Here is a 21,065-nt window from a genome sequence, read left to right on the forward strand (position 1 = left end):
GAAGCGGGGGCTCCGCCCCGGACCCCGCTCCTCGACGGCCGGAGGGGGTATCGCGTCCGGACTCATCCCGCCGTCGCGCGCCAGAAGGCGCACATCAGGGGGGTGGGCGTCGGACCCGTCATGCCGGTCTGGGTGAGCAGCAGGGCGACCGTTCCGGTGGACGGCACGAGGTGGCCGGTCGTGCCGGTGCCGCCGGTCCAGCCGTAGCGGCCGGGGACGTTCCACGGCTCGGTCGGGGCGATGTCGACCGGGGCGCCGTAACCCCACAGCGGCTGAGGACCGCGCCCGCCGAGGACCGCGCGGCCGATATGTGTGGGCCGGGACGCCGACAGGGGACCGCGTACGGCCAGGGGGTGGGGAGTCGAAGCCGCACGACGAGTGGCGGCAGGCCGACGGGGCCGTACGGCGGCCGGACGCCGGAGAGTCAGACCGCTACGTACGTCACCGGGTCGGTGCCCGTCACCGCCTCGGCCCGGCCCAGCTTCACCAGGCGCCGCACGTGCGCCTCGGCCTCCGACACGGCGATGTTCCGTGACCCGTACGGGATGTCGGCCCAGGGGCGGTTCCACTCCATGCGCTCGGCGATCTGCCAGGGGGTGAGCGGGGTGGCGAGGAGGGTCAGCAGGCCGGTGAGGCGGTCCTCGTGGTGGGCGAGCAGCTCGGTGACGCGGGCGGGCGCGTCGGTGAACACGTGCTGGTGGGCCGGGAGGACCTCGGCGGGGGCGAGCCGGCCGACGCGCTCCAGGGAGTCGAGGTAGTCGCCGAGCGGGTCGGCGATCTCGGCGAGGCCCTCGTCCCCGTCCGCGTACGGAGGGCGGCCGTGGGTGTCCGGATCCTCGTAGAGGCCGATGTGCGGGGTGATCCTCGGGAGCAGGTGGTCGCCGGAGAACAGGCGTCCGTTGCCCGCCAGCCGGGCGGGGTGTTCCTCCTCCAGGTGGAGGCAGACGTGGCCCGGGGTGTGGCCGGGGGTCCAGACCGCGCGCAGCCGGCGGCCGGGCAGCGGGAGGAACTCGCCGGGGACGATGTCGCGGTCGGGCAGCGCGGGGGAGAAGCCCGGCAGGGTGCCGGTGCGGCGCAGGGAGGTGCCCGCGCCGCGCAGGGGGGCGATGTGGTCCTCCGGGGCGCCGGACGCCTCCAGTTTGGCCACCATGTAGGCGAACCAGCGCTCGGGGCGGTTCTCCCGGGTGCGCCGCACGATGGCGGTGTCGGCCGCGTGCATCGCGATCCAGGCGCCGGACGCCTCGCGGACGCGGCCGGACAGGCCGTGGTGGTCGGGGTGGTGGTGCGTGATGACGACGCCGTGGATCTCCTCGACGGAGGTGCCGCAGTCCGTGAGCCCCTCGGTGAGGGTGTCCCACGAGGCGGGGTCGTCCCAGCCCGTGTCGACGAGCACCGGCCCCGCGTCGGAGTCGAGCAGATAGACCAGGGTGTGACCGAGGGGGTTGTCGGGGATGGGGACGCGGATCGACCGTACGCCCCCGCCGTGATCGCTCACCTGCGCCATGCGCTCCCACCCATCGCCGAGTTGCGGACACTATAACTAGAACGGGTTCCAATGGGAGCCCAAGTCGACTGTCCGGTACGCGGTGTTCACCGGTCGGGTCCGCGCCGTGGACTCATGTGACCGGAACTGGTATCAGTTCTCGTATCTGATGAAGCGTCAGAAGTGCTGGCAGTGGGCGTCCCTGGGAGGCAGTCGGCCATGACCGAGCTCGTGGAACACGGACAGCTGTTCATCGGCGGGGCGTTGACCGACCCCCTGGGCAAGGGCGTCATCGAGGTGATCTCGCCGCACACCGAGGAGGTCATCGGGCGGGTGCCGCACGCGTCGACGGCGGACGTCGACCGGGCCGTCGCCGCGGCGCGCCAGGCGTTCGACGAGGGGCCCTGGCCACGCATGAGCCTCGACGAACGGATCGCGGTCGTCACCCGCATCAAGGACGCGATCGCCGTACGGCACGAGGAGATCGCCCGTGTCATCTCCTCCGAGAACGGCTCCCCCTACTCGTGGAGCGTCCTCGCGCAGGCACTCGGCGCGATGATGGTCTGGGACGCGGCGATCACGGTCGCGCGCGGCTACACCTACGAGGAGGCGCGCGACGGCGTCCTCGGCAAGCTGCTCGTGCGGCGCGAGCCGGTGGGGGTGGTTGCGGCCGTCGTGCCGTGGAACGTCCCGCAGTTCGTGGCGGCGGCCAAGCTCGCTCCCGCGCTGCTGACCGGCTGCACCGTCGTCCTCAAGCCGTCGCCCGAATCACCCCTGGACGCCTATCTGCTCGGGGAGATCGCGCAGGAGGCCGGACTGCCCGAAGGGGTGCTGTCGATCCTCCCGGCGGACCGCGAGGTCAGCGAGTACCTGGTCGGACACCCCGGCGTCGACAAGGTCTCCTTCACCGGTTCGGTCGCGGCCGGGCGGCGCGTGATGGAGGTCGCCTCCCGTCATCTCACCCGCGTGACGCTGGAGTTGGGCGGCAAGTCGGCGGCCGTGGTGCTGCCGGACGCCGATCTCGACACGGCGGTGCCGGGGATCGTGTCGGCGGCCTGGATGAACAACGGCCAGGCCTGCGTGGCCCAGACCCGCATCCTCGTCCCGCGCTCCCGCTACGACGAGTTCGCGGACGCCTTCGCCGGCGCGGCGAACGCCCTGGTCGTGGGCGACCCGCTGGACCCGGCCACTCAGGTCGGCCCGCTCGTCGCCGAACGCCAGCGGCGCCGCAACCTCGACTACATCCGCATCGGCCAGGAGGAGGGCGCCAAGATCCTGGCGGGCGGCGGGCGCCCGGAGGGTCTCGACCGCGGCTGGTACGTCGAGCCGACCCTCTTCGGCGACGTCGACAACTCGATGCGCATCGCCCGCGAGGAGATCTTCGGCCCCGTCATCTGCCTGCTCCCGTACGGCGACGAGACCGAGGCCGTGAAGATCGCCAACGACTCCGACTACGGGCTCAGCGGCAGCGTCTGGACCGCGGACGTCGCCCACGGCATCGACATCGCCCGCCGGGTCCGCACCGGCACCTACTCCGTCAACACCTTCAGCCTCGACATGCTCGGCCCGTTCGGCGGCTACAAGAACTCGGGCCTGGGGCGGGAGTTCGGACCCGAGGGGTTCGGCGAGTTCCTGGAGCACAAGATGATCCACCTGCCGGCCGGCTGGGAGGCGTGAGGATGGGCGACCGCTGGCAGGTCGAGGTCGACCGCTCCGTCTGCATCGGCTCCGCCCAGTGCGTCCACCACGCCCCGGACGCCTTCCACCTCGACACCGCCCGCCAGTCCCACCCCACCACCCCGGAGACGGACGCCACCGAACAGATCCTCGAAGCCGCCGAGGGCTGCCCGGTCGAAGCCGTCATGATCACCCTGCTGGGCAGCGGGGAGCCGGTGTTCCCGCCGGAGGAGTAGGGGGCGGGGCGCCGGACGGGGGCTGCCCGGCCCTCGGTTACGCTCCACCGGTTCCGACCGATCGACCGGGGTGGGCAAGCGTGCACAAGACCGAGGCCAAGGAGCTGCTGGAGCAGGCGAGGGCGGCGTGGGAGGCCGAGGAGTGGCTGCGGTCCGCCGACCTCTACGAGCGGGTCCTGGAGCACTTCCCCGACGAGCGGCCGAGCGCGGTGTGGTGGTACGACGCCGCGCTCGCCCACAAGTTCCTCCGGAACTGGGACAAGGCCCTCGACCTCGGCCGGGAGGCGGCTGCCCGCGCCCCGCGCGGGGAGGGCGATCCCGCCTACTGGAACCTCGGCATCGCCGCCACGATCCGGCGCGACTGGACCACGGCCCGCGCGGCCTGGGCCGGCTTCGGCATCGAACTCCCCGAGGGCGAGGGCGAGATCGACGGCCGTTTCGGGGTCGCCTGTGTACGGCTGGACACGGACGGACAACGGGAGGTCGTGTGGATCGAGCGGTTGTGCCCGACCCGGGGGCGCGTGGTGAACGTGCCCGTGACGGGCGGCCGGCGGTACGGCGAGATCGTCGTGCACGACGGCGAGCCCACGGGCGAGCGTGTCTTCCGCGGCACGACCTGTCCCGTCTTCGACGAGCTCGAGCTCTTCGAGCCGTCCGAGCTGCCGACGTGGGAGGTGACGGTCGGCGCGGGCGACGCGGCGGACCTGGAGGCCCTGCTGGCCCTGTTCGCCGAGCACGGTCTCGGCGCCGAACCCGCGAGCGCGGTGCGGATGCTCTGCGCGTGTTGCAGCGAGGGAACCCATCAAGTGGACCGCGAGGTACGGGCGGGAGCCCAGGCGGTGTCGCTGGCGGCTCCCGAGCAGGAGGCGCGCCGCCTCCTGGACCGCTGGGCCGGCGAGAAGGCGATCGGTCGCAGCTGGAGCGGGCTGGCGCGGCCGGGCCTGGCCCGCCCGGACTCGCCGGGCGGCCCGTGAGCCGCACGCTCGCGTCTGCGGACGGCCCGTTCCTACGGTTCCCCCGGGGCCGTCAGGTCGATCAGGCGGCAGACCGTCTCGATGTCTATCTTGACCTGGGCGATCGAGGCGCGGCCCGAGAGCCAGGTGATCAGGGCCGAGTGCCAGGTGTGCTCGATGACGCGGACCGCGGAGAGCTGCGCCGGGGTCGGGTCGTCGAGGCCCATCGCGTCCAGGATGATCACCGTCGTCTGCCGGGACACCTGGTCGACCTCGGGGCTGACGCTGCGGTCGGCGAAGGTGAGGGCGCGGACCATCGCGTCCGCGAGGTGCGGCTCGCGCTGGAGGGCGCGGAACGCCCGCATCAGGGTCTCCGCCACCCGCTCCGCGGCGCTCTCCCCGGCCGGCGGCCGCTTGCGCAGCGTTCCGTGCATGTGCTCCAGCTGGTCCTGCATCGTGGCGACCAGCAGATGCACCTTCGAGGGGAAGTACCGGTACAGCGTGCCGAGCGCGACCTGCGAGGACTCCGCGACCTCGCGCATCTGCACGGCGTCGAAGCCGCCCCTGCTGGCCAGTTGCGCGCTCGCGTGCAGGATGCGGCGGCGACGCGCCTCCTGCCGCTCGGTGAGCGGCGGGGACGCGGGGCGGGAGGTGATGTGCGGGGTGGAGTGCGCCGACGCGTGCCCCGCGCCGGAGGACGCGGCAGGCCTGCCCGCACCCGGCGCCGGTCGCGCGTTCTTCGAGTCCGCCTTGGCTTCCGCAGACATGGTTCCGTTCCGTGACATCGGCGAGCGAGCGAGGAGTCCGCGCGGCAGGGCCGTCCGCCGCGCCGCGGACCAGCCGACCACGCCGCGCGGTCGTGGCGTGAATCACCTGATCCACCGCTCACACTGGCGCTACCTGCCGGTAGATTCAATGCTCCTTGAACGATCAAGTCTGAAACTTGTTCTAGATTAGCGTCCCGGCGTAATCTCGCGGGAAAGTGCAGGGAGAAGGGGGCCGGAAGTGACCGCTGAGGCCATGGAGGCGGGCCCCGGGGAGGGTACGGCAGCCGACGGGGAACCACCCCTGAGGATCGCGCTCCTCACGTACAAGGGAAACCCGTTCTGCGGCGGCCAGGGTGTGTACGTACGGCACCTCTCGCGCGAACTCGCCCGTCTCGGGCACCGGGTCGAGGTCATCGGCTCGCAGCCCTACCCCGTCCTCGACGAGGGCCTGCCCGGCCTGAGCCTCACCGAGCTCCCCAGCCTCGACCTGTACCGCCAGCCCGACCCGTTCCGCACCCCGGCGCGCGACGAGTACCGGGACTGGGTCGACGCCCTGGAGGTCGGCACCATGTGGACCGGCGGCTTCCCCGAGCCGCTGACCTTCTCGCTGCGCGCCCGCCGTCATCTGCGCTCCCGCCAGGGAGAGTTCGACGTCGTCCACGACAACCAGACGCTCGGATACGGCCTGTTGGGCGATGTCGGCGCCCCGCTGGTGACGACGATCCACCACCCCATCACCGTCGACCGGCAGCTGGAGCTGGACGCCGCCGAGGGCTGGAAGCGCCGCGCGTCCGTCCGCCGCTGGTACGCCTTCACCCGGATGCAGAAGCGCGTCGCGCGCCGCCTCCCGTCGGTGCTCACCGTCTCCGGCACCTCCCGCCAGGAGATCGTGGAGCACCTGCGCGTCGAGCGGGACCGCATCCACGTCGTCCACATCGGCGCGGACACCGACCTTTTCTCGCCGGATCCGTCCGTCCCCCAGGTGCCCGGACGCATCGTCACCACCTCCAGCGCGGACGTCCCGCTCAAGGGCCTCGTCTTCCTCGTCGAGGCGCTCGCGAAGGTACGCGCCGAACACCCCGGCGCCCACCTCGTCGTCGTCGGCCGCCGCGCCGAGGACGGACCGGTCGCCCAGGCCATCGAGCGCTACGGCCTCGACGGCGCCGTCGAGTTCGTCAAGGGCATCTCCGACGCCGAACTCGTCGACCTCGTCCGCTCGGCCGAAGTCGCCTGCGTGCCCTCCCTGTACGAGGGCTTCTCGCTGCCCGCCGCCGAGGCGATGGCCACCGGCACGCCCCTGGTGGCCACCACCGGCGGCGCCATCCCGGAGGTCGCGGGCGCCGACGGCGAGACGTGCCTCGCGGTCCCGCCCGGCGACTCGGGCGCCCTGGCCGCCGCCCTGACCCGGCTCCTCGGCGACGCCCCGCTGCGCACGCGGCTCGGCGCCGCCGGCCGCGCGCGGGTCCTGGAGCGCTTCACCTGGGCGCGGGCGGCCGAGGGCACGGTGGCCCACTACCGCGCGGCCATCGCCCTCTCCGCACCCCGGCCGCCGGCCCGCCGGGCGACCCCCGCGGTGACGCCGGCCGCGGCCTCCGTCCCGCCCGTCGCCCCGGACACCGACCGCGCGGCCGCAGCGGACGCCGGACCCGCCGACGCCGCGGCACAGACTCCCGCCACCGAACCCGTTGCAGCCAACCGCGAAAGCAGGGCCACGTGCTGACCGTCGACTTCTCCCGGTTCCCGCTCGCCCCGGGCGACCGTGTCCTGGACCTCGGATGCGGGGCCGGCCGGCACGCGTTCGAGTGCTACCGGCGCGGCGCCCAGGTCGTGGCGCTGGATCAGAACGGCGAGGAGATCCGCGAGGTCGCGAAGTGGTTCGCCGCGATGAAGGAGGCCGGTGAGGCGCCCGCCGGGGCGACCGCCACCGCGATGGAGGGCGACGCGCTCCATCTGCCCTTCCCCGACGAGTCCTTCGACGTCGTCATCATCTCCGAGGTCATGGAGCACATCCCCGACGACAAGGGTGTCCTCGCCGAGATGGTCCGCGTGCTCAGGCCGGGCGGCCGGATCGCGATCACCGTGCCGCGCTACGGCCCGGAGAAGGTCTGCTGGTCCCTGTCCGACGCCTACCACGAGGTCGAGGGCGGCCACATCCGCATCTACAAGGCGGACGAACTGCTCGCCAAGATCCGCGAGGCCGGACTGCGCCCCTACGGCTCCCACCACGCGCACGCCCTGCACTCGCCCTACTGGTGGCTCAAGTGCGCGTTCGGCGTCGACAACGACAAGGCGCTGCCCGTGCGGGCGTACCACAAGCTCCTGGTCTGGGACATCATGAAGAAACCGCTGGCCACCCGGGTCGCCGAACAGGCACTGAACCCGCTGATCGGCAAGAGCTTCGTGGCGTACGCGACCAAGCCCCACCTGCCGCGCCTCGCCGGCGCGACGGACTCCGGCGCGAGCACCCCCGAGGCGGACGCCACGTGACCACTCCCCGGACAGAACACCTCGTCCTGCCCGGGGTCCTCACCGCAGAGGAGGCCGCCGTCACCGTGCGCGGCATCCTCGCGGTGCAGCGCCCCGACGGAGCCCTCCCGTGGTTCCGCGGTCACCATCTCGACCCGTGGGACCACACCGAGGCGGCCATGGCGCTCGACGCGGCCGGGGAGCACGAGGCCGCCGAACGCGCCTACGCGTGGCTGGCCCGGCACCAGAACGCGGACGGATCCTGGTACGCGGCCTACGCCGACGGGCAGTTCGACGAGGTCACCGACCGCGGCCGGGAGACCAACTTCTGCGCGTACATCGCGGTCGGCGTCTGGCACCACTACCTCGCCACCGGCGACGACGCGTTCCTGGACCGCATGTGGCCCGCCGTCTACGCGGCCGTGGAGTTCGTGCTGCGCCTCCAGCAGCCCGGCGGACAGATCGGCTGGAAGCGCGAGGACGACGGGACGGCCGTCGACGACGCGCTGCTGACCGGGAGTTCGTCGATCCACCACGCGCTGCGCTGCGCCCTGGCCATCGCCGAACAGCGCGAAGAGCCGCAACCCGACTGGGAGTTGGCGGCCGGCGCACTGCGCCACGCGATCCGGTGCCACCCGGAGCGGTTCCTCGACAAGGACCGCTACTCCATGGACTGGTACTACCCGGTGCTCGGCGGCGCGATGACCGGCGCCGAGGCCACGTCACGTATCGAGGAGGGCTGGGACCGCTTCGTGGTGCCCGGCTTCGGGGTGCGCTGCGTGGTCCCCAACCCGTGGGTGACCGGCGGCGAATCGGCCGAACTCGCCCTCGCCCTGTGGGCGGTGGGCGAGTCCGACCGTGCCTTGGAGATCCTTCAGTCCATCCAGCACCTGCGCGATCCGGAGACCGGCCTGTACTGGACGGGGTACGTCTACGAGGACCGGGCCGTCTGGCCCGAGGAACTCACCACCTGGACGGCGGGCTCCGTGCTGCTCGCCGTCGCCGCACTGGGCGGTGACGAGGCAACCTGCGCCGTCTTCAGCGGTGAGCGCCTGCCGACGGGGCTGGACCCCGACTGCTGCGCCCGGACCTGACCGGCGGATCAGGCCCGGGACCCACTGGACATCCGGACCCTCCGGATGTTCCCGGTCGTCAGTGCCGGTGCATGCGGTTCGCTATGGCGTGCCCGATGAACAGGTAGACGACGGCGGCGAGACCGTAGCCGGCGACGACACGCGCCCACTGCTCGTCGAAGGTGAACAGGTCACGCGACCAGCCGGCGAGCCAGCTTGCCAGGTTGTGGATGAACTGCACGAGGTCGTTGCCACGATTGGCGTCGAGCAGATACATCAGAATCCAGAGACCGAGGATGACGGCCATAACATCCGCGACGATCGCGATGACCGTCCCCGCAGAATTCGAGCCGTTGCGATATCGAGGGGACATGACCAGCGTGTTGCCCGGCGCCGCTGAATGAAACCCGAACGGCTTCGGTCAAGTGGCGCAGGTGTGCGAACCGGGTGAGGCTGCCGTGGAGAGCCGTGTCGCCCCGGGGCCGGGGAGGACCGGCGGACCAGGGAGAACCGTTCCCCCATCCGGAGGATCCCGTGCCCGTACCCGTACGGCGCCTGTTCGTGGCGCTGACCCTCTGCTGTGCCCTGATCGGCGGTGCCACCGCCTGTGGCAGCGACAGTTCCAGTTCCTCGCAGCAGGACACCGCCGCCGTCGTCCCCGCGAAGGGCACCCCCACGCCGACGACCTCCGCCGAGAAGCAGAAGTTCGCCAAGACCCGCTTCGTGGCGAACGCGGGGCTCGCGGCCGGCGCGACCTACCAGTGGATCGTCAAGCCCTACAAGGCGGGCAAGTTCAAGAAGGGCGCCAAGGGGCGCAAGCTCGCCCTGGTCAAGGCCGGACTCGCGGGCGCCTTCGCCTACAACCGCCTCAAGGCCGCCTCGAACAACGCCAAGGGCGACCCGACGCTCGCCAAGGCCGTCGCCCCGCTCACCGCGGGCATCGACGCCCTGAAGGACCTGCCGGCCAAGCTCCGCAAGGGCGACTCCACCGACTCCGTCACGAACTCCTTCGACGACGTCATCAACAAGGTGAAGGAAGCAGGCAAGAGCGCGGGCGCCGAGGTCAAGGACAAGGTGCCGTCGGCCTCGCAGCTCAGCGGCAGCTGACCGTAGCAGGACCGATCTCCCGCCGCCGGCCTAGGAGTTGAGCTCCGCGAGCACGCGCAGGGTGTGGGGGTCCGGGGACAGGACCAGCAGGTCGGTCACCGGGCCCTTGCGCCACGACTCCAGCCGTTCGGCGATGCGTTCACGCGGTCCGACGAGCGAGATCTCGTCGGCGAAGGCGTCCGGCACGGCCGCCACGGCCTCCTCGCGTCGCCCTTCGAGGAACAACCGCTGGATCCTGCGGGCCTCCTCCTCGAACCCCATGCGGGCCATCAGGTCGGCGTGGAAGTTGCGGGCGGCGTGCCCCATCCCGCCGATGTAGAAGCCGAGCATCGCCTTGACCGGCAGCAGCCCCTCGGCCACGTCGTCGCAGACCTGCGCGCGGGCCATCGGCGCCACCAGGAAGCCCTCGGGCAGGTCGTCGAGCGCCGCCCCGTACGCCTGCGGCCGGTTCGGCGCCCAGTACAGCGGCAGCCATCCGTCCGCGATCCGGGTCGTCTGCGCCACGTTCTTCGGGCCCTCCGCGCCGAGCAGGACGGGCAGGTCGGCCCGGAGCGGATGCGTGATCGGCTGCAGCGCCCTGCCGAGCCCCGTACCGTCCGCCCCCCGGTACGGATGCGAGTGGAAGCGCCCGTCCAGCTCCACCGGGCCCGCCCGCCGCAGGACTTGGCGTACGACGTCGACGTACTCCCTGGTCGCGGTCAGCGGCGACCTCGGGAACGGCCGCCCGTACCAGCCCTCGACGACCTGCGGACCCGACAGCCCGAGCCCGAGCATCATGCGCCCGCCGGACAGATGATCCAGGGTGAGCGCGTGCATCGCGGTGGTCGTGGGGGAGCGGGCGGCCATCTGCGCGACGGCGGTGCCCAGTCGGATGCGTGAGGTCCGCGCCGCGATCCAGGTGAGCGGCGTGAACGCGTCCGAGCCCCACGACTCCGCGGTCCACACCGAGTGGTAGCCGAGCCGCTCCGCCTCCTGAGCGAGCGGCACATGGTCCGCCGAGGGGCCGCGCCCCCAGTAGCCGAGCGCGAGACCGAGCCGCATGTCGCCTCCAGAGCCAGCATTCTGACGATCCGTCAGGTCACGGGATGCTGCGACTGTACGACAACGGCCCCCCGCCGGAAAGGGCGAGGGGCCGGTGCGAGGGCGAAGCGGGGGTCAGCCGCGCTGGATCCCCGACGTGTCCTGCAGGACACCACGACGGCCGTCCTGCGTCTGCGCCACCAGGGCCGCACCACGCTGCTCGACGGCCAGGTACCAGGTGCCCGGCGCCAGTTCGGCGATCGGCGACTGCGCGCCGTCCTCCGAGAACAGCGGCCGCGCGACCGGCACGGCGAACCAGAACGGCGAGAAGTCCTGCGAGGGCTGCTGCGGCGGCGGGGTCGACGACTGCGGCTGCGGCTGGTTCGGCTGCCCGCCGAACGGCTGTCCCTGCTGCGCGGGCTGGGCACCGTAAGGCTGCCCCGGCTGTCCGGGCTGCCCCGGCTGTCCGGCACCCGGGTACCCGTACCCACCCTGCGGCTGACCGCCGTAGGGCAGAGGGGCGGCCGGCTTGGGGGCGCCGACGAGGGCGGCCTGGAGCGGGGGAAGGAGCGGAGTCGCCACGGCGGCGGCCGCGAGGATGAGGGCGGCGATGAAGCCGAGGATGGTTCCGGCGGCTGCATTGGTCCTGTCCGGAACGTCAACCAGCGTCCAGAACATGGTCCACGCGACGAGGACCGTGAAGGCCACGCCGACCGTGCCGAGGTCGAGCCCCGCGACCTTGCGCGGCTGCGGCAGGCAACGATTGGCGACGATCAGGGCGGCACCGATGACACCGCCCATGTAGACGCCAAGACCGGTGCCGAGGCTGTCCCATGCGTTCTGGTCGAAGTCGAACCCGGAAACGGTGTAGAGCTGCAGGAACGACGCGATGAACAGCAATACCGCTGCTCCGATCACCACGCCGTCGCCTCGAGTGAGGGAGCGGATATTCACTTCAGGTCCTTCGTCAGTCGTCTCGTCATCGGTGGAGGCATCGCTGTTCGCCGTGTCGCCGTCATGGTGTCGCCGTCGGGTCCCGGTGTGCAGCGCGGGGGCGGCCCCTCATCGTACGGACGACACTATCGCCCGTCCTAGGAGGGTGTCCGCCGGGTTGGACGCGTCGATCACTACCCGTGCAGGAAGCTCACGATTCCCTCAGAGATCCCCCGTGCCGCCTTCTGCCGCCAGGCGCCGCTGGTGAGCAGCGCGGCATCCTTGCTGTCGCGCATGTTGCCGCACTCGATGAACACCTTCGGAACCGTTGACAGATTGAGACCGCCGAGGTCCGTCCGCACGTCAAGACCGGTGCCGTCGCCGATGTAGTTGGAGGGGGCGCTGCCCGTCTCGCGGACGAAGAGGCCGGCGATGCGCTCGCCCAGTTCTCGCGAGGACGCGACGATCGGGCGGGTGTCGGCGCCGCCCGCGTGCACGGACCCCGGCAGGATCACGTGGAACCCGCGGTTGCCGGACGCCGAGCCGTCGGCGTGGACGGAGACGACCGCGTCCGCGTGCGCCTTGTTGCCGATCCGGGCCCGCTCGTCGACACAGGGACCCCAGGAGCGGTCGCCGTCGTGGGTCAACTTCACGGTGGCGCCCTCGTGTTCGAGGATCGTCCGCATCCGGTTCGCCACGTCGAGGGTGAAGATGGCCTCCGCGTACCCCGCGTTGGTCGACGTCCCCGTCGTGTCGCACTCCTTGCGGTTCGTGCCGATGTCCACCTTGCGGTTGATCTCGGACGTGTGCTGGAAGTTGCCGGGGTTGTGCCCCGGGTCGATCACCACGACCTTGCCCTTCAGGGGGCCGGAACCGGCCGGCTTCGCACCGGTCTCGGAGCCCGACGGGGAAGCCTTCGGGGACTTCCCCGGCTTGCTGTCGTCCCGCGCGGTCGCGGAGGCGGAACCCGCCGCCGAGGGGGCGCCGGAGCCGGGCGCCGAGGACGACGTGGCGGGGGCGGCCCGGTCGGACCCGCCTCCCGAGTCGTTCCCGACGGCCAGCCACACCAGCCAGCCGGCCAGTGCGCCCGGGACGAGCGCGGCGACCGCGACGGTGAGGGGCCCGCGCCGGAAACGGCGCGGCTGGGGCGGATCGAAGTCAGGGCCTACGTACGACACGTCAGCCACCCTAGCGGGCGTCCACCGTGTCCACGGGGTCCGCACCGATGCCGGGACGGTTCGAGGGAAGGGCCCGCCGGGCGCGGGCCCTTGCCGATGCCGGTCAGATCCCCGCCCCGGTCCGCCGCAGCACCCGCAGCGAGTCCATGACCCCGATCTCGGTGAACGCGCCCGATTCCAGGGCCCGGAGGTAGACGCGGTACGGGGCCTGGCCGGTGAACTCGTCGACGGGGTCCGGGAAGACGTCGTGGATGACGAGGAGGCCACCCTCGGCGACATGGGGCGCCCAGCCCTCGTAGTCCCCGCTCGCGTGCTCGTCGGTGTGGCCGCCGTCGACGAAGACGAGACCGAGGGGCGTGCGCCAGAACGCGGCGATCTGCGGCGAGCGGCCGACCAGCGCGACGACGTGGTCCTCCAGGCCCGCCCGGTGCAGGGTCCGGCGGAACGTGGGCAGTGTGTCCATGCGCCCGATCTCCGGGTCGACCGTCGACGGGTCGTGGTACTCCCAGCCCGGCTGCTGCTCTTCGCTGCCCCGGTGGTGGTCCACCGTGACGGCGGTCACGCCCGCCTCACGTGCGGCGTCGGCCAGCAGGATCGTCGAGCGGCCGCAGTAGGTGCCGACCTCCAGGAGCGGCAGCCCCAGCCGCCCGGCCTCGACGGCGGCCTCGTACAGCGCCAGCCCCTCGGCCGTCGGCATGAACCCCTTGGCCGCCTCGAAGGCGGCGAGGATCTCGGGCTTGGGTGCCGCGGGCATGGGGTCCTCCATCGGTGCGAACGGCGTCGACGGTGTCGACGACCTCAACAGCGCGCACGTCGTGAGCGTTGCGGGCGACGGGCCGACCCATCGTGCACCACACCCCCGCCGCGTGGGCGACGGGGGTGTGGATGATCACGTGCCGAGGAGCGGGCCGGGGTCAGGCGGTGACGCCCGCGTTCTCGCCGGGCAACGCCAGATCGAGGTCGACAGGCCGGTCGTCGCCCGCGTGCGTCGCGGACGAGGCGAGCGGGCCGTGGCCGGCGGCCCGGGCGGCGAGCACGTACGCGCCCTGCGCCGGGACGGCGAGCGCGTAGCCGCCGTTCTCGTCGGAGAGGGTGGCGCCCGCCTGCCGGCCACGCCGGTCGATCAGGGTGACCTTGGCGCGGGCGACCGGGTCGCCGGACGCGTTCAGGACCCGGCCGCGGAAGCCGCCGAGCACCTCGTGCGCACGCTCCAGCGCGGCCTCCTCCTCGCTGCTCGCGCGCAGCTGCGGCGCGGAGGCCTGGCGCTGGCGGGGCAGGAAGAGGGCCAGGACCAGGCCGACCAGGACGGCGCCGGTGGCGATCATGAACGACACCCGGAAGCCGTGCATGGTCGGGATCGCGGCGCCGCCGACGTGGTTCGCCGTGTTGGCGAGCACCATGCCGATGACGGCGCTCGACACGGACGTGCCGATGGACCGCATCAGGGTGTTCAGGCCGTTCGCCGCACCCGTCTCCGAGGCCGGGACGGACCCGATGATCAGGGCGGGCAGCGAGGAGTAGGCGAGCCCGATGCCCGCGCCGAGGACGACGGCGATGACCAGGGACTGCCAGGCGGCGCTCATCAGGCCGAGACCGGCGCCGTAGCCGATCCCGATGATCACCATGCCGAGGATGAGGGTGACCTTGGGGCCGTACTTCGCCGACAGCCGCGCGTACACCGGGGCCGTGACCATCATCGTCAGGCCGAGCGGCATCACGAGCAGGCCCGCGCTCACCATCGACTGGCCGAGGCCGTAGCCGGTGGACTTCGGGAGCTGGAGGAGCTGCGGCAGGACGAGGGAGACGACGTAGAAGGAGACGCCGACCATGATCGAGGCGAGGTTGGTGAAGAGGACGGCCGGGCGGGCCGTGGTGCGCAGGTCGACCAGCGGGGCCTTCAGGCGCAGCTCCATCACGCCCCACAGCAGCAGGACGGCGACGGACGCGCCGAAGAGGCCGAGCGTGGTGGGCGCGGTCCAGCCCCAGTCGCTGCCCTTGGTGATCGGCAGCAGGAAGAGCACGAGACCGACGGACAGGCCTATCGCGCCCAGCACGTCGAAGGTCCCCTGGGCCCGCATCGGGGACTCCGGGACGACGAGCAGGGTGAGGACGATGGAGATGACACCGAGGGCCGCGGCACCGTAGAAGAGCGCGTGCCAGTTGGCGTGCTGCGCGACGAGGGCCGCCGCGGGCAGCGCGAGACCGCCGCCGACGCCGATCGAGGAGCTCATCAGCGCCATCGCGGAGCCGAGCTTCTCGCGGGGGAGCATGTCGCGCATCAGGCCGATGCCGAGCGGGATGGCGCCCATCGCGAAGCCCTGGAGCGAACGGCCCACGATCATCGGCAGCAGCGTGCTGGTCAGTGCGCTGATCAGGGCGCCGACCACCATGATGGACAGGCTGGTCAGCAGCATGCGCCGCTTGCCGAAGAGGTCGCCGAGGCGGCCCATGATCGGGGTGGCAACGGCGCCCGCGAGCAGGGTCGAGGTCAGGACCCAGGTGGCGTTGCTGGGCGCGGTTCCCAGCAGTGCCGGCAGGTCCTTGATGACCGGGACGAGCAGGGTCTGCATCACCGCGACAACGATGCCCGCGAACGCGAGCACCGGCACGGTCGCGCCGCTCGGCCTCCGCGCGGGCTGGTCGGTCGTCGTGTGCGTCATTGCGTGGGGCCTCCAGGCCGTAAGAAAGCGAGCACTCAGAAGAGAGGTGAAGCGGAAAAGGGGTGATCCGTGCGGATTCGAGGGACGGTCGGTCGGGCTGATCCATGCGGATGCGGGGACGTCGGTCGGCTGATCCGTGCGGAATACGTGCAAGGAGAACCCGGTGTGCCCGGGCAACTATTCCGATGCTTCGGCGTACTAACGAATTCTTGACCGTTCCATGAGGATCTGACCTACCGTCAGAATGGAACGTGTTCTAGTCTGGCGCCCGATCCACGCACCTTGGGCCTTCGGGGAGGCACGCATGGGCATCGCGATCACGCCGGAACAGCGGGAGCTGGCCGAGGCCGTCCATGGCTGGATCGCCCGCGCCGTGCCACCCGAGGAGGTCCGAAAACTCCTCGACGCCCCGGGCACCGGCCGCCCGCCGTTCTGGGACGCGCTCGCCGCGCAGGGGCTGCTCGCCGTGCACCTTCCGGAGGAGTACGGCGGGGGCGGCGGCGACCTCCTCGACCTCGCCGTGGTCGTGGAGGAGGCCGCGCGGGCGGCACTTCCGGGACCGTTCCTCGCGCACGTCCTCGCGGCAGCGGTCCTCGCGTCGGCCGCCTCCGCGTCCGCCGTCCCCGCGTCCACGGCTCGGACCGCCGGGGATTCTCCCGGGCCGGGCGACCGCGGTGCGGGCGGGCTCGGCGGGCTCCGCGGTCTCCTGCGGGATCTCGGCTCCGGGAACCGTGTCGGGGCGGTCGCGTTCGGCGCCGGTTCCCTGACCGCCGAGGCCGTGGACGGCGGCGGATACCTGCTCGACGGGGTCGCGCCACCCGTGCTCTCCGGCGCCGACGCGGACGTCCTGGTGCTCGTGGCGTCCGTCGTGACCGGCGGGCCGGCGAGACGTCCGGGGGCCGGCGACGCGGCAGGAGGCGATCCGGGCGGTGGCGGAGAGCGCCGGGGTGATCCGAGCGGCGGCGGAGGGGCCGGGGGTGATCCGGGGCGCGGCGGAGGGTCCGAGGCGGGGAGCGGGTCCGTCTGTCTGGTCGTCGACGCCCGGGATCTCGTCGTACGGCCGCACGAGAGCGCCGATCCCACGCGGGGGACCGCCGAGGTGCGCGCCGAGGGGGTCCGGGTCGGCGCCGACCGGGTGCTCGCGGCGGGCCCGCCGACGGTCCGGGACCTGGCCGCCGTCGTCCTCGCCGCCGACGCCTGCGGCACCGCCGCGTGGGCGCTGGACACCGCGGCCGGGCACGCCCGGGTCCGCGAACAGTTCGGCCGCCCCATCGGACGGTTCCAGGGCGTGAAGCACCTGTGCGCCGGCATGCTCGTCCGGCTGGAACAGGCCCGGGCCCTCACCTGGGACGCCGCACGCACCGGGCGGGAGCCGTCCCCCGTACGGGAACTGGTGGCCTCCCTCGCCGCGGGCTCCGCACTCGACGCCGCCCTCACCTGTGCCGAGGACTGCGTCCAGATCCTCGGCGGCATCGGATTCACCTGGGAACACGACGCCCACCTGTATCTGCGCCGCGCCCTCGTGGCGCGCCAGCTCTACGGGGCCGGGAGCGGACACCTGCGCCGGGCCGCCCGGCTCGCCCGGGACGGCGTACGCCGGGAACTGCGCCTCGAACTCCCGCCCGAGGCCGACCGGTACCGCTCCGAGGCCCGCCGGGTGATCGACCCGGTGCGCGGTCTCGACCCCGCGGCGGTCCGCAGGGCGCTGGCGCCCACCGGCTACGCCGCCCCGCACCTGCCCCCGCCCCACGGGCTCGGCGCGGGACCCGTCCGGCAGCTCGCCGTGCAGCAGGAGCTGGCGGCGGCGGGCGTACGGATCGCCGACCTCGGGATCGCCACCTGGGTCGTGCCGTCCCTCATCGCCCATGGCACCGCCGCCCAGCAGGAGCGCTATCTGCTGCCCACGCTGCGCGGAGACCTGCTGTGGTGCCAGCTCTTCTCCGAGCCGGACGCCGGTTCCGACCTCGCCTCGCTGCGCACCCGGGCCGAGCGCACCGCGGACGGCCGGTGGCGGATCAACGGGCAGAAGGTGTGGACGAGCGCGGCGCAGTGGGCCGACCACGGCATCCTGCTCGCCCGGACCGACCCGGACGCACCCAAGCACCGGGGGCTCACCTACTTCCTCGTCGACATGAAGACCACGGACGGCATCGACGTCCGGCCCCTGAAGGAGATCACCGGGGACTCCCTGTTCAACGAGGTCTGGTTCGACGACGTGCTGCTCCCCGCGGACGCGGTCGTCGGCGAGGTCGACGACGGGTGGCGGGTCGCCCGCAACACCCTCGGCAACGAACGCGTCCACATGGCCGACCAGTTGACCTTCGACACCGGTCTGGAGGCGCTGATACGGGCGGACGTCGACGCGGCCCGGCTGGGCGCCCTGCTCGCCGAGGCGCACGCCCTGGCCTGCATCGGGCTGCGCACGACGCTCCAGCAGGTGTCCGGCACCGAACCGGGCGCGGGCGCCTCCGTACGGAAGCTGGTGCAGACCGCCCACCAGCAGCGGGTCGCCGAACTCGCCCTCGAACTCCTCGGTCCCGAGGGCGCGTTGCGCGAGGGGCCGGGCGAACGGGCCGTGCACGGCTTCCTGCTCTCCCGCTGCCTGACGATCGCCGGCGGCACCACGCAGGTCCAGCTCAACGTCGTCGCCGAACGCATCCTCGGCCTGCCACGAGACTAGGAGCGCCACCGCCATGACAGCCAAGCCCGCCAAGCCCGCCACGAGCACCGAGCCCGCCACGAGCACCGACCCAGCCAGGCCTGCCAAGCCGGCCAAGTCCGCCATGAAGTCGTACGTCGTCGGGGTCGGCATGACCCGGTTCGAGAAGCCCGAGACCCGGGACTGGCAGTACTGGGACATGGTCCGGGAGGCCGGTTCCGGCGCCCTCGCGGATGCGGGGATCGCCTACACCGACGTGGAGCAGGTCCCCGTCGGCTACTGCTTCCAGGCGTCCACCGCCGGTCAGCGCGCCGCGTACGAACTCGGCCTGACCGGCGTGCCGGTGTACAACGTGAACAACAACTGCGCGACCGGAGCGAGTGCGTTGATGCTCGCGCGGCAGTTCGTCGAGGGTGGCCTCGCGGACTGCGTCCTCGCGCTGGGCTTCGAGAAGATGAAGCGCGGCGCCCTCGGATCGGGCGCGGACGGCGGCGACTTCTCGACCTCGCCGGTCGCCCGCCACTACGGGATCATGGCCGCCCGGCACGGCTTCGAGATGACCCCGCCCACCGCGCAGATCTTCGGCGACGCCGCCCGGGAGCACATGGAGCGGTACGGCACCACCGAGGCCCAGCTCGCCGCCGTCGGCGCCAAGAACCACCGGCATTCGCAGCACAACCCGTACGCGCAGTTCCAGGACGTGTACTCCGTCGACGAGATCCTCGCCGCCCGGACCGTGCACCGGCCGCTGACCAAGCTCCAGTGCTCGCCGACCTCGGACGGGGCCGCCGCCGCGGTCGTCGTGTCCGAACGGTTCGTCGACCGCCACGGACTCGGGGACCGGGCCGTCGAGATCGTCGCGCAGGCGATGACCACCGACACCGAGGAGTCCTTCGCCTCCGGCTCCTGCATCGACGTCGTCGGCCGGCCGATGTCACGCGAGGCCGCGCGCCAGGTGTACGAACGCTCCGGACTCGGCATCGGGGACGTGGACGTCGTCGAACTCCACGACTGCTTCTCCGTCAACGAGCTGCTGACCTACGAGGCGCTCGGCATGTGCGAGGAAGGGGAGTCCGGCAAGCTCGTCGAGTCCGGCGCGACGACGTACGGCGGACGCTGGGTGGTGAACCCCTCGGGCGGCCTGATCTCCAAGGGGCATCCGCTGGGCGCGACCGGCATCGCCCAGGTCGCCGAACTCGTCTGGCAGGTGCGGGGCGAGGCCGCGGCCCGCCAGGTGCCCGGCGCGCGCGTCGGGCTCGCCCACAACATCGGCCTGGGCGGCGCGGCCGTGGTCACGCTGCTGCGCGCGGGTGTCTGAGGCGGCCCCCCCGCCCGTCCCACGGCCTAGGTCCGGCGGCCGCGCCCGGCTGCGTCGAAATCCCGATGCCAGGAGCGTCCGCCGGTTGAGAGCATGACACCCATGCTCCGAGCCGCTGAAGACACCCGTACCTCCGCACCGGTCGCGCCACCCGCCTGGGTGGTGATCGCGCTCGCCTGCGCCGGACAGTTCCTCGTCGTCCTCGACGTGTCCGTCGTCAACGTGGCGCTGCCGTCCATGCGGGCCGACCTGGGGCTGAGCGCGCCGGGGCTGCAATGGGTGGTGAACGCCTACTCGATCGCCTTCGCCGGGTTCATGCTGCTCGGCGGCCGGGCCGGAGACCTGTACGGCCGCAAGCGGATGTTCCTGGTCGGGCTCGCCCTCTTCACCCTCGCCTCGGTCGGCGGAGGCCTCGCGCAGGAGGGCCCGCAGCTCCTGGTGGCGCGGGCCGTGCAGGGGCTCGGGGCGGCCGTGCTCGCGCCCTCGACGCTGACGATCCTGACGTCGGCCGTCCCGGCGGGCGCCGCCCGTGCGCGTGCCATCGCGACCTGGGCGGCCGTCGGGGCCGGGGGCGGTGCCGCGGGCGGACTCGTCGGCGGCCTGCTCGTGGACGGGCTGTCCTGGCGCTGGGTCCTGCTCATCAACGTGCCCGTCGGCGCCGTCGTGCTGGCGGGCGCCGCCCGCTGGCTGGTGGAGAGCCGCGCCGGGAACGGGCGCCGCCTGGACCTGCCGGGCGCACTCCTCGTGACGGCCGGGCTCGCCACCCTCGCCTACGGCATCGTGCAGACGGAGGCCGAGGGCTGGACGTCGGCGGCGACCCTGGTGCCGCTCTGCGCCGGACTGGCCCTCATCGGAGCCTTCCTGGCCGTCGAGGCACGGACCAAGGCACCCCTGATGCCCTTGACGCTGCTGCGGGTGCGGTCGGTGTCCTCGGCGAACGCGGCGATGTTCGTCAGCGGCTCCGCCATGTTCTGCATGTGGTTCTTCATGACCCTCTACGCGCAGAACGTCCTCGGCTACTCGCCCCTCGGTGCCGGTCTCGCCCTGATGCCCAGCTCCCTCGCGGTGGTCCTCGGCTCGAAGCTGGCGCCCCGGCTCATGACGGTGACCGGACCGCGCACCGTCGCCGTCCTCGGCACCCTCCTCGCGGCGGTCGGCTTCGGCTGGCAGTCCACGATGACGGCGGCCGGCACCTATCTGACGGCGATCATGCTCCCGGGCATCCTGATGATGGCGGGCGCGGGCCTCGCGCAGACCCCGCTCGCCTCCCTCGCCACCTCCGGCGCGACCCCACAGGACGCGGGCCTGGTCTCGGGACTGGTCAACACCTCGCGCGTGATGGGCGGTTCCCTCGGCCTCGCCGTCATGTCCACCATCGCCGCGGCCCGCACGGGGGACAGCCTCTCCGCCGAGTCCCTCACCGCCGGCTACGCCCTGGCCTTCCGCACCAGCGCCGCCCTGCTGGTGGCCGGTGCCGCCCTGATGCTCGTATGGCTGCCACGGAGAACGTCACGCGGATGAGGCAACGGGATCGG

At 72.6% G+C, this 21,065-nt stretch carries 18 protein-coding genes and 1 pseudogene; 10 read left to right on the plus strand and 9 right to left on the minus strand.

Annotated elements, in window-relative coordinates; genetic code table 11:
• Positions 1-62: 62 nt before the first annotated feature.
• A pseudogene (locus tag OG406_RS27615) lies at positions 63-266 on the minus strand (serine hydrolase domain-containing protein); the annotation flags it as partial.
• A 158-nt stretch (positions 267-424) separates the two neighbouring features.
• Positions 425-1,504: an MBL fold metallo-hydrolase gene (locus tag OG406_RS27620; protein ID WP_329188332.1), complete on the minus strand. Its 1,080-nt coding sequence runs from the start codon at positions 1,502-1,504 to the stop codon at positions 425-427.
• Positions 1,505-1,702: 198 nt separating this feature from the next.
• Here OG406_RS27620 and OG406_RS27625 point away from each other — a divergent pair, with 198 nt between their 5' ends.
• From OG406_RS27625 to OG406_RS27635, 3 genes are all read left to right on the plus strand, one after another.
• Positions 1,703-3,160, plus strand: coding sequence for an aldehyde dehydrogenase (locus OG406_RS27625; RefSeq protein ID WP_329188334.1), 1,458 nt, complete (start codon positions 1,703-1,705; stop codon positions 3,158-3,160).
• A gap of 2 nt (positions 3,161-3,162) precedes the next feature.
• Positions 3,163-3,396 carry a ferredoxin gene (locus OG406_RS27630; RefSeq protein WP_081216971.1) on the plus strand — a complete coding sequence of 78 codons (234 nt, stop codon included), beginning with the start codon at positions 3,163-3,165 and terminating at the stop codon, positions 3,394-3,396.
• Between the two features lie 80 nt (positions 3,397-3,476).
• Complete coding sequence (locus tag OG406_RS27635; protein WP_164371624.1) at positions 3,477-4,370, plus strand: tetratricopeptide repeat protein; 894 nt, start codon at positions 3,477-3,479, stop codon at positions 4,368-4,370.
• Between the two features lie 32 nt (positions 4,371-4,402).
• On the opposite strand, the gene OG406_RS27640 is transcribed toward OG406_RS27635, so the two are convergent.
• A complete protein-coding gene (locus OG406_RS27640; RefSeq protein WP_203659883.1) occupies positions 4,403-5,116 on the minus strand; it encodes a TetR family transcriptional regulator in 714 nt (237 codons plus the stop codon).
• Between the two features lie 238 nt (positions 5,117-5,354).
• Here OG406_RS27640 and OG406_RS27645 point away from each other — a divergent pair, with 238 nt between their 5' ends.
• Genes OG406_RS27645 through OG406_RS27655 form a run of 3 tightly spaced genes read left to right on the plus strand, consistent with a single transcriptional unit; the run spans position 5,355 to position 8,676 of the window.
• Positions 5,355-6,836 (plus strand): glycosyltransferase family 4 protein, encoded by a 1,482-nt coding sequence (locus tag OG406_RS27645; protein WP_329188335.1) that lies wholly within the window; start codon positions 5,355-5,357, stop codon positions 6,834-6,836.
• Positions 6,830-7,603, plus strand: a complete 774-nt coding sequence (locus OG406_RS27650) for a class I SAM-dependent methyltransferase (protein WP_081216968.1) — start codon at positions 6,830-6,832, stop codon at positions 7,601-7,603. Before OG406_RS27645 ends, OG406_RS27650 begins: the two co-directional genes overlap by 7 nt.
• A complete protein-coding gene (locus OG406_RS27655) occupies positions 7,600-8,676 on the plus strand; it encodes a prenyltransferase (RefSeq protein ID WP_081216967.1) in 1,077 nt (358 codons plus the stop codon). The genes OG406_RS27650 and OG406_RS27655 overlap by 4 nt, the downstream gene beginning before the upstream one ends.
• Positions 8,677-8,734: 58 nt before the next feature.
• Here the strand turns inward: OG406_RS27655 and OG406_RS27660 are convergent, their stop codons facing one another.
• Positions 8,735-9,028 carry a hypothetical protein gene (locus OG406_RS27660; RefSeq protein ID WP_164368992.1) on the minus strand — a complete coding sequence of 98 codons (294 nt, stop codon included), beginning with the start codon at positions 9,026-9,028 and terminating at the stop codon, positions 8,735-8,737.
• Positions 9,029-9,189: 161 nt separating this feature from the next.
• Here OG406_RS27660 and OG406_RS27665 point away from each other — a divergent pair, with 161 nt between their 5' ends.
• Positions 9,190-9,762 (plus strand): hypothetical protein, encoded by a 573-nt coding sequence (locus OG406_RS27665; RefSeq protein ID WP_329188337.1) that lies wholly within the window; start codon positions 9,190-9,192, stop codon positions 9,760-9,762.
• 30 nt (positions 9,763-9,792) lie between these two features.
• Here the strand turns inward: OG406_RS27665 and OG406_RS27670 are convergent, their stop codons facing one another.
• The 5 genes from OG406_RS27670 to OG406_RS27690 form a co-directional block, all read right to left on the minus strand.
• A complete protein-coding gene (locus tag OG406_RS27670) occupies positions 9,793-10,803 on the minus strand; it encodes an LLM class F420-dependent oxidoreductase (protein WP_329188338.1) in 1,011 nt (336 codons plus the stop codon).
• A gap of 114 nt (positions 10,804-10,917) precedes the next feature.
• Positions 10,918-11,736, minus strand: coding sequence for a DUF5336 domain-containing protein (locus OG406_RS27675; RefSeq protein WP_329188340.1), 819 nt, complete (start codon positions 11,734-11,736; stop codon positions 10,918-10,920).
• Between the two features lie 173 nt (positions 11,737-11,909).
• Complete coding sequence (locus tag OG406_RS27680) at positions 11,910-12,893, minus strand: N-acetylmuramoyl-L-alanine amidase (RefSeq protein WP_329188342.1); 984 nt, start codon at positions 12,891-12,893, stop codon at positions 11,910-11,912.
• Positions 12,894-12,996: 103 nt separating this feature from the next.
• Positions 12,997-13,647, minus strand: a complete 651-nt coding sequence (locus OG406_RS27685) for a class I SAM-dependent methyltransferase (protein ID WP_164368987.1) — start codon at positions 13,645-13,647, stop codon at positions 12,997-12,999.
• Positions 13,648-13,807: 160 nt separating this feature from the next.
• Positions 13,808-15,553 carry an MFS transporter gene (locus OG406_RS27690; RefSeq protein ID WP_327409918.1) on the minus strand — a complete coding sequence of 582 codons (1,746 nt, stop codon included), beginning with the start codon at positions 15,551-15,553 and terminating at the stop codon, positions 13,808-13,810.
• A 304-nt stretch (positions 15,554-15,857) separates the two neighbouring features.
• Between OG406_RS27690 and OG406_RS27695 the strand changes: the two genes are divergently transcribed.
• The 3 genes from OG406_RS27695 (at position 15,858) to OG406_RS27705 (ending at position 21,051) form a co-directional block, all read left to right on the plus strand.
• Positions 15,858-18,233, plus strand: a complete 2,376-nt coding sequence (locus tag OG406_RS27695; protein ID WP_329188344.1) for an acyl-CoA dehydrogenase — start codon at positions 15,858-15,860, stop codon at positions 18,231-18,233.
• A 103-nt stretch (positions 18,234-18,336) separates the two neighbouring features.
• Positions 18,337-19,530 carry a lipid-transfer protein gene (locus OG406_RS27700; RefSeq protein WP_266849606.1) on the plus strand — a complete coding sequence of 398 codons (1,194 nt, stop codon included), beginning with the start codon at positions 18,337-18,339 and terminating at the stop codon, positions 19,528-19,530.
• Between the two features lie 93 nt (positions 19,531-19,623).
• Complete coding sequence (locus OG406_RS27705; RefSeq protein WP_443067113.1) at positions 19,624-21,051, plus strand: DHA2 family efflux MFS transporter permease subunit; 1,428 nt, start codon at positions 19,624-19,626, stop codon at positions 21,049-21,051.
• Positions 21,052-21,065 lie beyond the last annotated feature (14 nt).

Source organism: Streptomyces sp. NBC_01428, from assembly GCF_036231965.1.
Classification (GTDB): domain Bacteria; phylum Actinomycetota; class Actinomycetes; order Streptomycetales; family Streptomycetaceae; genus Streptomyces.

Excerpts from the sequence above, each read along its gene's own strand:
- OG406_RS27670 (WP_329188338.1), bottom strand. The coding sequence starts at position 10,803 with ATGCGGCTCGGTCTCGCGCTCGGCTACTGGGGGCGCGGCCCCTCGGCG.
- OG406_RS27685 (WP_164368987.1), bottom strand. The coding sequence starts at position 13,647 with ATGCCCGCGGCACCCAAGCCCGAGATCCTCGCCGCCTTCGAGGCGGCC.
- OG406_RS27700 (WP_266849606.1), top strand. The coding sequence starts at position 18,337 with ATGAAGTCGTACGTCGTCGGGGTCGGCATGACCCGGTTCGAGAAGCCC.
- OG406_RS27660 (WP_164368992.1), bottom strand. The coding sequence starts at position 9,028 with ATGTCCCCTCGATATCGCAACGGCTCGAATTCTGCGGGGACGGTCATC.
- OG406_RS27625 (WP_329188334.1), top strand. The coding sequence starts at position 1,703 with ATGACCGAGCTCGTGGAACACGGACAGCTGTTCATCGGCGGGGCGTTG.
- OG406_RS27640 (WP_203659883.1), bottom strand. The coding sequence starts at position 5,116 with ATGTCTGCGGAAGCCAAGGCGGACTCGAAGAACGCGCGACCGGCGCCG.
- OG406_RS27705 (WP_443067113.1), top strand. The coding sequence starts at position 19,624 with ATGACACCCATGCTCCGAGCCGCTGAAGACACCCGTACCTCCGCACCG.
- OG406_RS27630 (WP_081216971.1), top strand. The coding sequence starts at position 3,163 with ATGGGCGACCGCTGGCAGGTCGAGGTCGACCGCTCCGTCTGCATCGGC.
- OG406_RS27620 (WP_329188332.1), bottom strand. The coding sequence starts at position 1,504 with ATGGCGCAGGTGAGCGATCACGGCGGGGGCGTACGGTCGATCCGCGTC.
- OG406_RS27690 (WP_327409918.1), bottom strand. The coding sequence starts at position 15,553 with ATGACGCACACGACGACCGACCAGCCCGCGCGGAGGCCGAGCGGCGCG.
- OG406_RS27695 (WP_329188344.1), top strand. The coding sequence starts at position 15,858 with ATGGGCATCGCGATCACGCCGGAACAGCGGGAGCTGGCCGAGGCCGTC.